The sequence below is a fragment of the Roseateles amylovorans genome, assembly GCF_025398155.2.
Taxonomy (GTDB): domain Bacteria; phylum Pseudomonadota; class Gammaproteobacteria; order Burkholderiales; family Burkholderiaceae_C; genus Roseateles; species Roseateles amylovorans.
Window position 1 is genome coordinate 5,516,656 of the sequence record NZ_CP104562.2, and the last position, 14,024, is coordinate 5,530,679.

Annotated in this window: 13 protein-coding genes; 10 read left to right on the forward strand and 3 right to left on the reverse strand. The window is 68.2% G+C overall.

The window, feature by feature from the left end; genetic code table 11:
• Positions 1-14: 14 nt before the first annotated feature.
• Complete coding sequence (locus tag N4261_RS22870; RefSeq protein WP_261757545.1) at positions 15-953, forward strand: hypothetical protein; 939 nt, start codon at positions 15-17, stop codon at positions 951-953.
• A 115-nt stretch (positions 954-1,068) separates the two neighbouring features.
• Complete coding sequence (locus tag N4261_RS22875; RefSeq protein WP_261757546.1) at positions 1,069-1,473, forward strand: hypothetical protein; 405 nt, start codon at positions 1,069-1,071, stop codon at positions 1,471-1,473.
• A gap of 42 nt (positions 1,474-1,515) precedes the next feature.
• On the opposite strand, the gene N4261_RS22880 is transcribed toward N4261_RS22875, so the two are convergent.
• Positions 1,516-2,178, reverse strand: coding sequence for a class I SAM-dependent methyltransferase (locus N4261_RS22880; protein ID WP_261757547.1), 663 nt, complete (start codon positions 2,176-2,178; stop codon positions 1,516-1,518).
• A gap of 79 nt (positions 2,179-2,257) precedes the next feature.
• On the opposite strand from N4261_RS22880, the gene N4261_RS22885 reads away from it, so the two are divergent.
• Entirely contained in the window at positions 2,258-2,719 is a 462-nt protein-coding gene (locus N4261_RS22885; RefSeq protein ID WP_261757548.1) for a GNAT family N-acetyltransferase, read from the forward strand.
• Between the two features lie 89 nt (positions 2,720-2,808).
• Here N4261_RS22885 and N4261_RS26110 read toward each other — a convergent pair whose 3' ends face one another.
• Positions 2,809-4,665 carry a methyl-accepting chemotaxis protein gene (locus tag N4261_RS26110; RefSeq protein ID WP_290428839.1) on the reverse strand — a complete coding sequence of 619 codons (1,857 nt, stop codon included), beginning with the start codon at positions 4,663-4,665 and terminating at the stop codon, positions 2,809-2,811.
• Between the two features lie 438 nt (positions 4,666-5,103).
• A complete protein-coding gene (locus tag N4261_RS22900) occupies positions 5,104-6,132 on the reverse strand; it encodes a PEP-CTERM sorting domain-containing protein (RefSeq protein ID WP_261757549.1) in 1,029 nt (342 codons plus the stop codon).
• Positions 6,133-6,539: 407 nt separating this feature from the next.
• Here N4261_RS22900 and N4261_RS22905 point away from each other — a divergent pair, with 407 nt between their 5' ends.
• The 7 genes from N4261_RS22905 to N4261_RS22935 are packed head-to-tail and all read left to right on the forward strand — an operon-like array spanning position 6,540 to position 14,015.
• Positions 6,540-7,466 (forward strand): 3-oxoacyl-[acyl-carrier-protein] synthase III C-terminal domain-containing protein, encoded by a 927-nt coding sequence (locus N4261_RS22905; RefSeq protein WP_261757550.1) that lies wholly within the window; start codon positions 6,540-6,542, stop codon positions 7,464-7,466.
• A 13-nt stretch (positions 7,467-7,479) separates the two neighbouring features.
• Positions 7,480-8,508 (forward strand): NAD-dependent epimerase/dehydratase family protein, encoded by a 1,029-nt coding sequence (locus N4261_RS22910; RefSeq protein ID WP_261757551.1) that lies wholly within the window; start codon positions 7,480-7,482, stop codon positions 8,506-8,508.
• Complete coding sequence (locus N4261_RS22915) at positions 8,505-9,359, forward strand: MBL fold metallo-hydrolase (RefSeq protein ID WP_261757552.1); 855 nt, start codon at positions 8,505-8,507, stop codon at positions 9,357-9,359. The genes N4261_RS22910 and N4261_RS22915 overlap by 4 nt, the downstream gene beginning before the upstream one ends.
• Entirely contained in the window at positions 9,346-10,722 is a 1,377-nt protein-coding gene (locus tag N4261_RS22920) for a F390 synthetase-related protein (RefSeq protein ID WP_261757553.1), read from the forward strand. Before N4261_RS22915 ends, N4261_RS22920 begins: the two co-directional genes overlap by 14 nt.
• On the forward strand, positions 10,715-11,878 hold the full coding sequence (locus N4261_RS22925; protein ID WP_261757554.1) for an ATP-grasp domain-containing protein: 1,164 nt from the start codon (positions 10,715-10,717) through the stop codon (positions 11,876-11,878). Before N4261_RS22920 ends, N4261_RS22925 begins: the two co-directional genes overlap by 8 nt.
• Positions 11,875-12,978, forward strand: coding sequence for a GNAT family N-acetyltransferase (locus tag N4261_RS22930; RefSeq protein ID WP_261757555.1), 1,104 nt, complete (start codon positions 11,875-11,877; stop codon positions 12,976-12,978). The genes N4261_RS22925 and N4261_RS22930 overlap by 4 nt, the downstream gene beginning before the upstream one ends.
• Positions 12,975-14,015 carry a Rieske 2Fe-2S domain-containing protein gene (locus N4261_RS22935; RefSeq protein ID WP_261757556.1) on the forward strand — a complete coding sequence of 347 codons (1,041 nt, stop codon included), beginning with the start codon at positions 12,975-12,977 and terminating at the stop codon, positions 14,013-14,015. The genes N4261_RS22930 and N4261_RS22935 overlap by 4 nt, the downstream gene beginning before the upstream one ends.
• Positions 14,016-14,024 lie beyond the last annotated feature (9 nt).

A 14,024-nucleotide genomic window follows, 5' to 3' on the forward strand; every position in this document is an offset into this window, starting at 1 on the left:
TCAGGACACTCGTCATGCCGCTCATCGACCTTGCCGCCCTCCCGCGACCCCCACGACCACCTCGACCGCATGGTCCGCATCGATCGCTGCCAACGCCACGCCTGGCGCTGGCCGCGCTTCGTCTGGGCGCCGCCCTGCTGTTCCCGTTCCTGCTGACGGCCTGCGCCAACCTGCAGGCGATCGAGACCTATGCCGAGTCGGCCGCTGAGCTCACCAGCGCCACCGAGGCCGCTCAACGCTGGCGAGATTCGGAGACGCACCTGGGTGCCTGGCGACTGGAGGGCGATGTCTGCCCGATCGGTCGCACCGGCCGCTTGCCGCAGGCGCGCTTTGACCAGGCCTTTGAGCAGATCGCCCAGGTGCATCAAGCGATGGGGCGCTACTTCACCACGCTGGCGGCGCTGGCCGGTGATCAGGTGCCCCCACGCAGCGGCCCCGCCAACCGCAGCGCGATCGGCTCACTGGAAGCGCTGCAGGCGTCAGGGGTCGAGGTGTCGGAGCGGGATGAGCGGGCGGTGAAGGCCCTGCTGTCCCTCGTCGACAGCCTGGAGACCCTGTACCGCGAACGCCAGTTGCGCGCCGTGATGAACGGCTCGCAGGAGGACGTCGCCCAGGTGCTCGCGCTGATGGATCGACTGGCGCAAGCCTATGCGCAAGACCTGCGCGGCGAAGGCATCCAGGCCGTGGGCTTCGTGCGTTGCGAGATCGGCCAGTCGGACTTGTCGGACAAATACCTGGGGCGCCGCGAGCTGCAGCGGGTGCGTCAGCATTACGAAGCGGCTCAGGCCGCCCTGAGCCGCTACCAGTTGGCGCTCCGCCAGTTGGCTGCCGACCATGCCCGGATCCGCGACGCGCTGAACATGGACCGCGACAGCATGACCCGCAGTCTCAAGGCCATCGCGCGCACCGCCCGGGATCTGGACCGCGCCCGCGATGCCATCGCCGCGCGATGAGACACACCGCCAAGACCGCTGCATCGCATCCGGTACCGCCATCGCCGCGATCGCGCTGCTCATCGCCTCCCGCCCGCTCATCGACTTCCACCCGCCGTCACCACGGCCCACGACCATGCCACCCAATGACACCCCCGTGCTGAGCGCGGACCCACAGACCTACACCGCCGACGGCCTGCAGCGCCTGGCCGCTCAACTCAACGACCTGGCGGCGGCCCTGCCCGTGGATGCCCCGGGGCCGGACGGCCTGGAAGCGATGCGCTGGGCGCAATCGCTCGGCGGCGCCGCGAGCAACCTGATCCTCATGGCGGTGGAAGACCATCTGACGCAAACGGCCGAGCCGCTGGCCGCGATCCTGGAGGCCACGCAGGCGGCACAGGCGGCAGTGGGCACGCTCGCCAAGATCGAGCAGGTGGTGGAGATCGTCAGCGATGTGCTGTTGCTGTCCACGGTGATCTGGCTGCGCAAATGGAGCCTGGTCACGCCCACCTTGAAAGAGCTGCGCAACGACCTGGGCTGAGGCGGAGGCTGAGGCTGAGGCGGTGAATGCGCACGCTCGCCCTCAGACCGGGCGGGCGACGAAGGCGAACTGGACGTACTTGGTCTCCTGCAGCGGCCCGGCCAACAGGCGGTAGAGCAGTCGCCGACGCAGTGACGGTGTCCACCAGTTCTCGTTGATGCCCTCCGCGCGGAGCACGTCGTAGCGGCACTCCTCGAACATGCGCACGGCACTGCGGCGGGTGAAGAAACGCAGATGGGTGCGGTCGCGCACGCCGGTGTCTTCATAGCGGAAGTCGCGGTCATGCAGCAGCGGCCAGAGCGTGCCCTGATGCAGCAGGTTGGGCAGCGAGGCCAGCACCACGCCGCCGGGGGCCAGCCAGCGACGGCACAGGTGCAGCGCGGCCCAGGGATCGGCCATGTGCTCCAGCACATCGTTGAAGATGATGGCGTCGAAGTGATGCGCCGGCAGCGACAGGTCGGGGCCGAAAAAGCCCTCGTCGACATGGTCCAGCAGTTGGCGGGCGCGCACGGCGGAGGCATGATCCGGCTCCACGCCCCAGACCTCGATCCCGGCCCGCTCGCGCTTGAGGGCCTCACCGAAGGCACCGGTGTTGCAGCCGACGTCGAGCACCCGGCGGCAGTCGGTCGGCACGAAGGCGAGCATCTCGTGGCGCGACAGATGCGGATAGGACGTCCGTGTCAGCGGACTGACGGCAGCCGACATGCACAAGCTCCGAAGACGGCACCGTGGCGGTGCGCCGAGAATAGCGCGCCACGCCGGGCCGACACACCCCTAGATCACCATGACCCTCGCCTACCGCGCCGCCACGCCGGATGACATCGCCGCCTGCATCGAGATCCGCGGTCGCACGCGGGAGAACGCCGTGTCTGCCGAGCGCCTGGCGCAGCTGGGCATCACCGAGGCGTCGTGGTCGACGCAGGTGCGGGCCGATGCGCTGCCGGGCTTTGTGGCCGAGCAGGCGGGCCGGATCGTCGGCTACTGCTTCGGCGATGCCGGCACCGGTGAAATCGTGGTGCTGGCCCTGCTGCCGTCAGCGGAAGGACGAGGCATCGGGCGGGCGTTGCTGACGATGACCATGGCACTGTTGCATGACCGCGGGCATCGGCGGCTGTTCCTGGGCTGCTCGGATGATCCGGCGCATCGGTCGCACGGGTTCTATCGACACCTGGGCTGGCGGCCGACCGGGCAGCGGGATGGCCTCGGCGACGAGATGCTGGAGTGGGTGGGGGCAGACCCCGCGTGAGCACCGGGCGCTCGGCGTGTGCCATCTGAACGCACAAAGCAAACAGGGCGCCGAAGCGCCCTGTGTGGCATCAGACCGGCGTCAACCGATCAGAACGAGGTCCAGTCGTCGTCCCCGGCCATGACCGGCTGAGCGGCGTTGGCGGCGGCCTTCTCGGTGCGCACCACCTGAAGCTTCGGCGCAGTGGCCGGTGTCGACTTGACCGGTGCGCGGCGCTCGACCGGCGGCTTCAAGGTCGCAACGGCGGGCTTGGCTGCCGGGGCAACGGCAGGCCGGGCCATTGGCGCGGCGGCGGCCATCGGCTTGGCTTTGGCTTTGGCCATCACGGCCGATGCCGCGACCACCACGTCCGTACGCGGCGCCACGGTGGCCCGCTGCGGCTGGTCGTCGACCCGGAAGACCGAGACGGCCGTGACCATTTCGGTCGCCTGACGTCGCATGCTCTCCGCGGCGGCGGCGCTTTGCTCCACCAGGGCGGCATTCTGCTGGGTGGCGCGGTCCATCTGGCTGACGGCCTCGCCCATCTGCGCCACGCCCGCGCTCTGCTCGACGCTGGCGGCGCTGATCTCGGCCACGATGTCACTCACGCGGCGAATGGAGCCGACCACTTCATCCATGGTGGCGCCGGCCTGGTCGACCAGGGCAGTGCCCTGCTCCACGCGCGCCACGCTTTCACCGATCAGCTGCTTGATTTCCTTGGCCGCGCCGGCGGACCGACCCGCCAGGCTGCGCACTTCGGACGCCACGACGGCGAAGCCCCGGCCCTGCTCGCCGGCACGTGCGGCTTCGACGGCCGCGTTCAGCGCCAGGATGTTGGTCTGGAAGGCGATGCTGTCGATCACGCCGATGATGTCGGAGATGCGGCGGCTGCTCTCGTTGATCTCGCGCATCGTCTCCACCACCTCGCCCACCACCGAACCGCCTTTGATCGCGACTTCGCTGGCGCTGCTCGCCAGCTGGTTGGCCTGTCGGGCGCTGTCGGCGTTCTGGCGCACGGTGGTATTCAGGGTCTCCATCGAGGCGGCCGTCTCCTCCAGCGTCGAGGCTTGCTGCTCGGTACGGGTCGACAGATCGGTGTTGCCTTGCGCGATTTCGGTGCTGGCGGTGGCAATGGTTTCAGCGGATTGGCGCACCTGACCGATCAGGCTGACCAGTTGCTTCTGCATCTGACCCATCGACGCCAGCACGCTGTCCTGGGGCGCCTGGGCGGCACCCTGCACCGGGCGCAGGTCCCCTTCGGCGACGCGATGGGCCGCAGCGGCCAGCAGCGAGGGCTCGGTGCCCAGGGAGGCCATCAGGCGGCGGATGATCAATCCGCCCAGTCCGACGGCCACGAACACCGCAGCCAGGCTGATCCCGATCAACCAGGCGCGCTGCGACCCGTACTGCTCGAACGAGTCCGCCACACGCTCGGCCCCCTTTGCACGGGTGTAGTCGAGGTATTCGCGCGACGCGGCCAACAGCTGGGCCAGCAGGGGCCGGCAGTCGCGGATCATCGCCTCGCTCGCGGCGTCGATCTTGCCGGCCGCGGCCAGGTCGACGATGCCAGCGGCCACCGGACCGTACTTGGCTTCGACCTCGGCGATGCGGGCCAGCAGTTCGCGCTCTTTCGTCGTCACATCCGGCGCCTGCTCGATCCGCTGCTTCAACGCGGTGAGCCGATCGCCCAGCTTGGCATGCGCCTCCAGCGCCATGGCCTTGGCGGAGGCCTGATCGGCGGCCGATTTGACGATGACCATGTCCCGCACCCCGATGGCGCGGCGGTTGGCTGCAATGCGCAGATCGGTGGCGATGGTCTCGCGTTCCTTCACGCCATCGACATAACCGGCAAACCGGTTGTTGGCTGCGCTCAGTTGGTAGAGCGCGAGCAGGCTGATCAGCACGACAGCGCCGACCAAGGCCCCGAAGGCGAGTGAGAGTTGCTTTTTGACGGAAAGAGCGGTCATGGTTTGTCCAGACGAAAGGGAGGGGGACCTTGTGGGCGATCGTGGCGCCGCGTCGCGGTCCTTTGATGAGCCGTCAAATCGCTACAAATGCGAGTCGTACGCCATCGGTCCGCTGGTCGTCAGCAAACGAAATGCTACTTTCGGAAATGGAATGCCTGACATCGCTGAAGGGCGTTGCCGTGAAGTTGTGTCGGCATTTGCCCTTCAACTCCCTGGGACGGGGGGAATGGCGCTGTGATGCAAATCACGGATTGAAAGATCCGCAGCCCCGACGCCTGTGGCGCGTAGGGGTATTCACGCAGGTAGCGAGAGAGAAACTGCCGTCCAGCTTGCATCACCGGAGGGCTTCGTGCCGGTGACTCGCCTGGGACATCGTGATTTTTGACCGATCAACGAACCGGCATCATTGATACCGGATTCGGCGCAGTCAAACGAGGTTCAGCCAGCGAGACGCGCGTCCGCAAGTTCGCGAGTGCGCGTCGCCTGGCGGCTTCTCCCGAAGCCCAGGATGGCCAGCAATCCGGCGGCCATCAACGCCCAGCTGGACGGTTCGGGCACGGCGCCGGCGACGAACGACCGCGCGTAGTTGGTGCCGAAGCTGTTCAGTGCGGAGAAGGCATTGATGGCCTGACCATCGACGGTCGTCACGGCGGCCAGGCCGGCCCAGGTGAGGCCGCTGGTGAGGTCGCTCTGGGTGGTCTCCCATCCGGCCAGGCCCGGGGCATCGCTCTCCAGCGACACACGCGCGCTTGAGAAGGTGGCGGCCTGCAGATCCAGATGCACCGCCTGACCGAAGACGAACTTGAACACGATGTCGTGATAACCGGGGGCGGCCCCCCATCCGTAACCGATGAGGCTGGCGCCGAAATGGTTCTGCGAATCCACCCGCTGCAACGAGGTGGGCGGTGTGGGATTGGACGGGTCGTTGTCAACGCCGTCAGCGGTCACCGTCAGGCTGAGGGTCTGATTGGTGCTGCCGCTGTTGACCGAATTGAAAGCCTGCTGATTGATGCGGCCATCCAGCGACGCCGATCCCGAGACCAGCACGCGGGCCACGGCCCAGCCATACGAACCGACCGTGCAGGCAGCGCACTGGATGGTGAAGGCGTCCTGGCTGGAGGCGGTGGCGGAGGCATACGCCTCGGCCTGAAGGCCCGAGCCGTTGGTCCATCCGAGGGTCGAGCTCTGGGAGAAGGCCTGCACATAGCCATAGCCGGCCTGGCTCCAGGCGGAGGTCTGCATGTGGCTGAGGTTGCCCGCCGCGCTGGATTCGGTGAGCAGTGCCGAGGTGGAGGACAACGCGCCGTTGGTGTGCTGCGTCGTCCCGTCGCGCTGGGTCGAGCTGAGGGTGCCGGCGGCCGTGGCGGTCGACGTGGCTTCGAACGTGGCGGCGAGCACGCTGGGTGAGGTGCCGGCGGCGGACAGCGCGAGCGCCCAGCCGGCGGCGATGACAAAAGGTGATTTCATGACCTGACTCCCTGAAAATGGTCGCCCCGAACGTAGGCCCGCTCGAGCGGGCTGGCGATCCCCGGAAGAGGTGACGTGTTGCATTGCAGCATGGCAGATTGAAAGCGTGTGCAACCGCTGGGATGCGGCATCGGCTCTTGGGCCTTGATTCGAAAGAAATTGCAGAAACCGGCGTGCGTCGCCGCAGTCTCCAACGTAGATGATGAAGAGATGATCAGCCCATTCAGTCATGCCCGCCCACCCGGCGGGGAGCCCCTTGTCGCGGCCGTGAACAAGCCGCTTGTCCTCGAATGGCACGACCGCAGGTCGGCCACTGCGGAGGCGTCCCGGTGACTGGCACTGACCGACGAATCCGAATTTGCGGCACCGGCGCGGCCACGCCCGCGACCCAGGTCAGCAGCGAAGCCATGGACCAACGCCTGGGTCTGCCGCCCGGCACGGTCTTCGCCCGCAGTGGCGTCTCGACCCGCTACAGCAGCACCGACGAATCGGCAGCCGAATTGGCCGTGCGCGCCTGTGAGCAGGCGCTGAACCATGCCGGACTGGTCTGGGACGACATTGATTGCCTCGTGGCGACCTCCGCCACGATGGACCAGGCCATTCCCTTCAACGCCGCGATGATCCTGGCCCAGGCGGGCGCTCGGTCACGACCGATCGCCGCCTTCGATGTCGGCGCCAGTTGCCTGTCGTTCCTGACCGGGCTCGACACCATCAGTTATCTGGTGGAGGCCGGCCGCTACCAACACGTGATGCTGGTCTCGGCCGACATTGCCACCTTCTCTCTGGATTGGCGCCACCTGCATCTGTCCGCCATCTTCGGCGATGGTGCGGCGGCCGCGATCATCCGGCGCAGCGAGCCCGACGAATCGTCCACCTTGCTGGCGTCCCATCTGCAGACCTTTGCAGAAGGTGCCGACCACTGTCGCATCCTGGCGGGCGGATCGCGTTACCACCCGGACCGGACCACCCAGAGCATCAGGGAACTGGCCATGTTCCACATGGACGGCTTGAAGATCTTCAAGCTGGCAGCGCGTGAATTGCCCCGGTTCACCCAGCGTCTGCTGGATGCCGCCGGACTCACCCTGTCGGACTTCGACGTGGTGGTGCCGCACCAGGCCAGCCGGCTCGCCATCGACCATCTGCGCCAGCGGCTCCACATCGAGAAAGACCGCCTGGTGGATGTGTTCGAGCGATTCGGCAACCAGGTGGGCGCCTCGCTTCCGACGGCGCTTCACGAGGCGATCAGCGGCGGACAGGTGCAGCGCGGTCAACGGGTGCTGCTGATCGGCTCCGGCGCCGGCATGACGCTTGGCGGCGCCGCACTGGTCTACTGAGATGAGAGTCTTGGTGACAGGAGGCACCGGGTTCCTGGGGCGCCATGTGGTCTGGCGACTGCGGGACGCTGGCCATCACGTGATCTTCACCGGCCGGAATGCGGCGGCTGCCGACACGGTGCTGCGCCACGCGCGACCGTCGGCCGTGTCAGGCGCGTCGGGCGCGAGAGCGGACTTCGTGCGCATCGAACACGGTCAAGCCGGCGCCGAGCATGTGCTGCATGACGCCGCCTGCGCCGTGGACGCCGTGGTGCATTGCGCAGCACGCTCGTCGCCCTGGGGACCTCGCCACGCTTTTGAACAGGCCAACGTGGCTGCCACGCGCGAGGTGTTGGCGGTGTGCAAAAGCAGAGCGATCGGTCACTTGGTGCATATCTCGACCCCGGGGCTGTACTTCGACTTCAGCGACCGGCTCAACATCCGCGAGGACCAGCCCCTTCCGATGCCGGCCAACCTCTACGCGGCGACCAAGGGCGCGGCCGAAGTCCTCGTGCGCGAGGCCGATCACCTGGGCTCGGCCGTCATCCTGCGGCCGCGCGCGATCTTCGGTCCTCACGACAACACCTTGCTTCCCCGTCTGCTCCGTGTGGCCCGCCGAGGCGCGCTGCCATTGATGCGGGGCGGCCGGGCCTGGCTCGACCTGACCTATGTCGACAACGTGGTCGATGCCATCGAGCTGGCGCTCACCCCCTCCAGGCCACACCCGACGGCCGCGACCTTCAACATCAGCAACGGTGAGCCCCTGCAGGTGAGCCAACTGTTCCAGGTGGTGGCCTCGTCTTTCGACCTGCCGACTCGACAGCGGCAAGTGCCCTACCTCTTCGTGGACGCCATGGCCCGTGCCATGGAATGCATCGCCCGGCTGCGCCCGGGCTGGGAGCCTCCTCTGACACGCTATTCCGCCGGTTTGCTCGCGTTTTCCCAGACATTGGACCTGACCCGCGCGCGCGACCATCTCGGCTACGCGCCGCGCATTCCGCTGCGCGAAGGCATGGCGCGCACCGCCCAATGGTTCCGCGAGCAGGCGGGTTCGGTCCGATGAGCACGCGCATCGGTTTTCGATGGCTGCGTGCGGGACATTGTCGCCATCCGGAATGCATCGTCCAACGGGGCGGCCGCTGCCGCGTGGTGGACTACCCCTCGCTGGTCGGCCTGCTGCACCACCCCACGCGCGGGCCGATGCTGTTCGACACCGGACATCACGAGCGGTTTCTGGAGGCGACGCAGCCGTTCCCTGAGCGCTTGTACCGCTGGGTGACCCCGGTGGGACTGGACGACGCCCCCCTGCGCCAACAACTGGCCGACCACGGCATCGGCGCCCACGACATCGGGCACGTCTTCGTGTCGCATCTGCATGCCGACCATATCGCCGGCCTGCGCGACTTTCCCAAAGCGCGGCTGCACGCCATGCGGGCCGAATGGGACGACATGAAACGCCGTGGCCGCATCGGGGCGCTCCGCCATGGCTTCCTTCGCGCACTGATGCCGGCGGACATGGAGCCGAGGCTGCAGTTTGCCGAAGATTCGGCGCGGATCGACCTGCACGGCGCACTGGGTGACGGCCCCGGCATGCAAGCGGGCTTTGACCTTCTCGGGGACGGCAGCATGCTGGGCATCCCCCTGCCCGGCCACACCGCCGGACAGATGGGGCTGGCCTTCGAGACGCTGGGCGGCCGCCGCGTCCTGCTCGTGGCCGACGCCTGTTGGTCCCTGCAGGCGCTGGACCTGGACCAGCCCCCCACCTGGCTTGCCACCGGCATCTTCGCCGACCGCCGCGCCTACCGCGACACCTTCCACCAACTGCAGGCACTCCGACAATCCGACCGCGACCTGTTGATGCTGCCCTCGCACTGCGGCCCAAGCTGGGAGGCCATTCGCCATGAGAGCCTCTGAGGCCCTGACCTTGCTGTCCGCGTTCGCTCGGGCCCGCTGGGGTTACCGGTTCGCCGACCGGGACCAACTCGAAGCCTGGCAGCGCAGGCAGGTGGCGCGCTTCCTGTCTCGGCAACTGCCGCGCGCGCCCTTCTATCGGGACTACCGGAACGCGCCGCTGGCGGCGCTGCCCATCGTCGACAAAGCGACCTTGCTGGCCCGATTCGCCGACCTGAACACCCAGGGCGTCACGCTGGCGCAGGCCACGGCGTTTGCCCTGGCCGCCGAGGCGTCGCGCGACTTTTCCCATGCCCTCCCGCACTCCGGCGGCGATGCCGGTCTGGCCGACCTGACCGTGGGCCTGTCCAGTGGCACGCAGGGAACACGGGGCGTGTTCCTGGCGTCGTCACGGGAGCGTACGCTGTGGGCCGGCATCCTGCTGGCGCGCACCCTCGACGGTCCGTTGCTGCACGACCTGGTTCTCCGGCGCACCCCATTGCGCGTGGCGTTTTTCCTGCGTGCCAACAGCAAGCTCTACGGCACGCTGGGCAGCCGGCGGCTGGACTTCCGCTTCTTCGACCTGCACGCCGGCGTGGAGGCGCACCTGGCCGCGCTTCGCGGGTTCGCACCCGAGGTGCTGGTGGCACCGGCCAGTGTGCTGGCCTGGCTCGCCGACAACGCCGGCGCCATGCCGACGCCGCGCAAGGTCATCTCGGTCGCCGAGGTGCTGGAGCCCGACGACGAGCGGCGCATCACGCAAGCCTTCGGCCTGCCGGTGCACCAGCTCTATCAATGCACCGAGGGCTTCCTGGGCTACACCTGCGAGCACGGCGCCCTGCATCTCAACGAAGAGTTCGTTTATGTGGAGCCGGAATGGCTCGACGCCGAACGCACGCGCTTTCAACCCCTCGTGACCGACTTCACCCGCAGCGCGCAGCTCTTTGTGCGGCACCGTCTGACCGATGTCCTGACGGTCTTGCCAGGCGAGTGCGGCTGCGGCCGACCGACCCGCCGGCTGGCCAGCATCGCCGGGCGGATGGATGACGTGCTGTGGCTGCCCCACCGGGACGGCACGCGGCTGGTGGCGCTGTTCCCGGACATCGTCCGCCATGCCATCGTGCGCAGGCACGAGGCGCACCCGGACTACCGCCTGAGCCAGCAGGGCGACACCCTGGAGCTGGCGGTCGAGGGTGGAGAAGCCGCCGCCTACGAGGCCATCGTCGACGCGGTGAACGAGACGATCCAACGCCTGGGCATGGCCACCCCCTCATGGCGCCAGGTGCCCATGCCTGCGGCCTCCGGCATGGCCAAGCGCCGGCGCATCCGCTGCGTCGCCAAGCCCGTCATGCCGCATCGATCCAGCGAGGTGGCCCGCCATGCCTGATGTCCTGCTGCTCGGAGGCCGCGCCCCCGTCACCCTCGACCATGCCCGCCGCTTCGCCCACCATGGCTGGCGGGTTCATGTCGCCGACAGCATCTCCTGCCGTCTGAGCACTTCTTCCCGGGCCGTCAGCGGCTCGGTCCGCCTGGCGTCGCCCCGGCATGCGCCCGCCGAGTTCGTGCGGGGCCTGCGGGAGGCCATCACCCGCTGGGACATCGCGCTGATCGTGCCGACCTGCGAGGAGGTGTTCTTCCTGTCGCGCTACCGCCACCTGCTCCCGGCATCGGTTCGGGTGCTGGCGGATGATTTCGAGTTGCTCCGTGCGCTGCACAGCAAGTGGCATTTCCTGCAATTGGCGCAGGGTTGCGGGGCCGGCGTGCCGGAGGCGGCCACCGTCGACTCATTGCCGCAGGCCCGGGACTGGGCCGGTGGACGGGCGGTGGTGCTCAAGCCGGAGTTCTCGCGTTTCGGCGTGCATGTCCGTCTGTATCCCGACGGCATCCCGGCCGACGCTCCGCCCTTGCCGCCGATGGGCCGATGGGTCGTGCAGCAGTTCATCGCCGGTCAGGAGTTCTCCTCGTACAGCGTGGCGGATCGTGGCCGCCTGCTGGCGCACAGTCTCTATCGACCGGCGTATCGACTGGCGGCCAGTGCAAGCTTCTATTTCGAAGCGGCCCGCATCGAGGCGAGTCGGACGTTTGTCGAGGCGCTGGTGCGGAAGACCGGCTTCACCGGCCAGATTTCCTTTGACTGGATGCTCGACGCCGAGGGCACGCTCAGCGTCCTGGAATGCAATCCCCGCGCCACCAGCGGCTGCCATCTCTTCGCGCTCGCCGACCCGTTGCCGGACGCCCTCGCCGGGATATCCAGCGCCTTGTTGGAACCCTCCACGGCGCGTCCCCGGATGCTCGGACCGGTGATGCTGTCGGCGGGCTTGGCAGCGGCCGTCAGAGACGGCCGCCTGGCCGAATGGCGGCGCGACTTTCAGGCCGCAGAGGATGTCATCGTTGCGCCGGGGGACCGCTGGCCGCTGATCGGTGCGGCGCTCGACATGGGGGCCTACGCCGCCCTGGCGCTTCGCCGACGCAGCAGCCTGCGCGAGGCCTCCACCCAGGACATCGAATGGGACGGCCAGGCACTCCTGGACGTCGCCGGATGACGGCGAACCTCGCCAGCACGCCGTTGGGCGAGCAGGCTCGCGCGTTCGCCCTGCTCCACCAAGGCCAGCCCACGCGCCCGTTCGTCGCCAACCTGGACGCTGCGGTCGACCGAGTGGACGCCGGGCCGTATGCATTCCCCACCACCCTGGCGTCGCCCGCCGAGCGCAACGCCTGGGTGGTGTCGCCCGCGACGACCTATGGTCGCTACGCGGTCGAAGAGTCCGAGCGCCTGGCACCCGCATGGGCACGGCCGCCGCTGCGGGCCGCGACCGACTGGGCGACCCGTGAGATGCAGGCGACGGGGCTGGGCCGTGCGGTCTCGGTCAACAACTGGCTGGTGAGCACCAATCTCTATCCACCGATGGACGCACCCGTGGTCGACGCCCTGCGCGACTGCTGCATCGCGCGTTGGCCCAACAGCGCCATCTGGTTCCGCTCGCTCAACCGGGTTCAGCACGGCCCGTGGCTGGACGCCCTGGTGGCCGCGGGATTCCAGCTGATCCCCACGCGGCAGGTCTACCTGTTCCCGGACCTGAATGCCAACCGCAGCAGCAACCTGAAGCGCGACCTGGCCTTGATGCGAAAGACGGCCCTGCGGCCCGTTGCCCACCCGGAATTCCAGCCTGCGGATTTCGTGCGCAGCGAACGGCTGTACGCCCAGCTCTACCTCGAGAAATATTCGACGTTGAACCCGGCCTATACCGCCGAGTTCCTGCGCACCTGGCACCACGCCGGCTTGCTGCACATGGCCGGCTGGCGCGACGCCAACGGCCAACTGCAGGCGGTCCTGGGCCTGTTCACCCAAGGCGATGTCTCGACCGCGCCGATCGTCGGCTACAACACGGACCTGTCCCCGACCTTGGGCTTGTATCGCCTGCTCATGGCCCAGGCATTCCGCCATGCGATCCAAAGCCGCACCGTGCTCAACCTGAGCGCCGGCGCCGGCAGCTTCAAGCGGCTCCGCGGCGGCGTGCCGGCGATCGAATACAGCGCGGTCTATGCACGTCACCTTCCGTTGCGGAGCCGCCGATTCCTCGGGACCTTGCAAGCGGTCACCAGGGGCTTCGGCGTTCCACTGATGAAATGGATGAAGCTGTGAACGCATGGCCTTCCAAGCGCCTGCAGGGCTGGTTTGTCGTCGCGCAAAGCGGCCAGGTGCGGGCCAAGCCATGGCCCGTCATGCTGATGGGGCAACCGGTCGTCCTGGCCCGTCTTCCGTCCGGTGGACTGACCGCGCTGGAGGACCGGTGCCCGCATCGTCAATATCCCCTGTCGGCCGGCCGCATCACCGAGGCCGGCCTGCAATGCGGCTATCACGGCTGGACCTTCGGCGCCGACGGCCGGTGCACCCGGCAGCCCGGCCTGCCCGAGGGGCGCTGCCCGCCTGCGGTCGGTGTGCCCACCGTTGATGTCATGGAGCATGACGGCCTGATCTGGCTGCGGTCACGCCACGCCGACGCGCCGCTGCTGGCGCCGGCGCCACTTCCCGACTTCATCCGCAGCAGGCCGGCAGGCACTCTGCGTTTCATGCAGCGGATGCAATGGCAGGGAGACGCGCTGGACGCGCTGGAGAATTTCATGGACCCGCTGCACACCCACCTCACCCATCCGGGGCTGGTGCGGCGAGATGGCGGTCGTCGGGCCGTCACCGCCACGCCGAGCTGGGATGAACACGGCATGACCGTCACCTACGAAGGCGGCGAGGAACAGAACGGCCTGCTCTACCGCCTGTTCGAATCGCCACGGCTTCTGGAGCGGGCCCATCACGGTGTGGCCGCGCCGGGCAGCGCCTGCATCGAATACCGCTACCGCAACGGCAGCGCCTTGTTCTTCACGCTGCACTTCACGCCACTGGAAGCGTGGAAGACGCTGGTGCACGCGAGCCTGCACGTCGAAGGCCGATGGGCACCGGCCTGGGCGGTTCGTCTCTTCGCCTGGCCGTTCCTGCGACGTGTCGCGCGACAGGACCAGGAGGCGGTCGAGCGGCAGGCCCGCAACAGACAGCGCTTCCGGCCAAGGCATGACGCCTCGACCGAGTTGGACATCGTGTCCACCTATCTGCGAGGCATCTGGCACGAGCAGCCAGTCCCGGCGGTGACCGCGAGTCCGGTCCAGCCGATTGTCTTGATGCTTTGAATCCGGCGG

Excerpts from the sequence above, each read along its gene's own strand:
- N4261_RS22870 (WP_261757545.1), top strand. The coding sequence starts at position 15 with ATGCCGCTCATCGACCTTGCCGCCCTCCCGCGACCCCCACGACCACCT.
- N4261_RS22875 (WP_261757546.1), top strand. The coding sequence starts at position 1,069 with ATGCCACCCAATGACACCCCCGTGCTGAGCGCGGACCCACAGACCTAC.
- N4261_RS22880 (WP_261757547.1), bottom strand. The coding sequence starts at position 2,178 with ATGTCGGCTGCCGTCAGTCCGCTGACACGGACGTCCTATCCGCATCTG.
- N4261_RS22885 (WP_261757548.1), top strand. The coding sequence starts at position 2,258 with ATGACCCTCGCCTACCGCGCCGCCACGCCGGATGACATCGCCGCCTGC.
- N4261_RS26110 (WP_290428839.1), bottom strand. The coding sequence starts at position 4,665 with ATGACCGCTCTTTCCGTCAAAAAGCAACTCTCACTCGCCTTCGGGGCC.
- N4261_RS22900 (WP_261757549.1), bottom strand. The coding sequence starts at position 6,132 with ATGAAATCACCTTTTGTCATCGCCGCCGGCTGGGCGCTCGCGCTGTCC.
- N4261_RS22905 (WP_261757550.1), top strand. The coding sequence starts at position 6,540 with ATGGACCAACGCCTGGGTCTGCCGCCCGGCACGGTCTTCGCCCGCAGT.
- N4261_RS22915 (WP_261757552.1), top strand. The coding sequence starts at position 8,505 with ATGAGCACGCGCATCGGTTTTCGATGGCTGCGTGCGGGACATTGTCGC.
- N4261_RS22920 (WP_261757553.1), top strand. The coding sequence starts at position 9,346 with ATGAGAGCCTCTGAGGCCCTGACCTTGCTGTCCGCGTTCGCTCGGGCC.
- N4261_RS22925 (WP_261757554.1), top strand. The coding sequence starts at position 10,715 with ATGCCTGATGTCCTGCTGCTCGGAGGCCGCGCCCCCGTCACCCTCGAC.
- N4261_RS22930 (WP_261757555.1), top strand. The coding sequence starts at position 11,875 with ATGACGGCGAACCTCGCCAGCACGCCGTTGGGCGAGCAGGCTCGCGCG.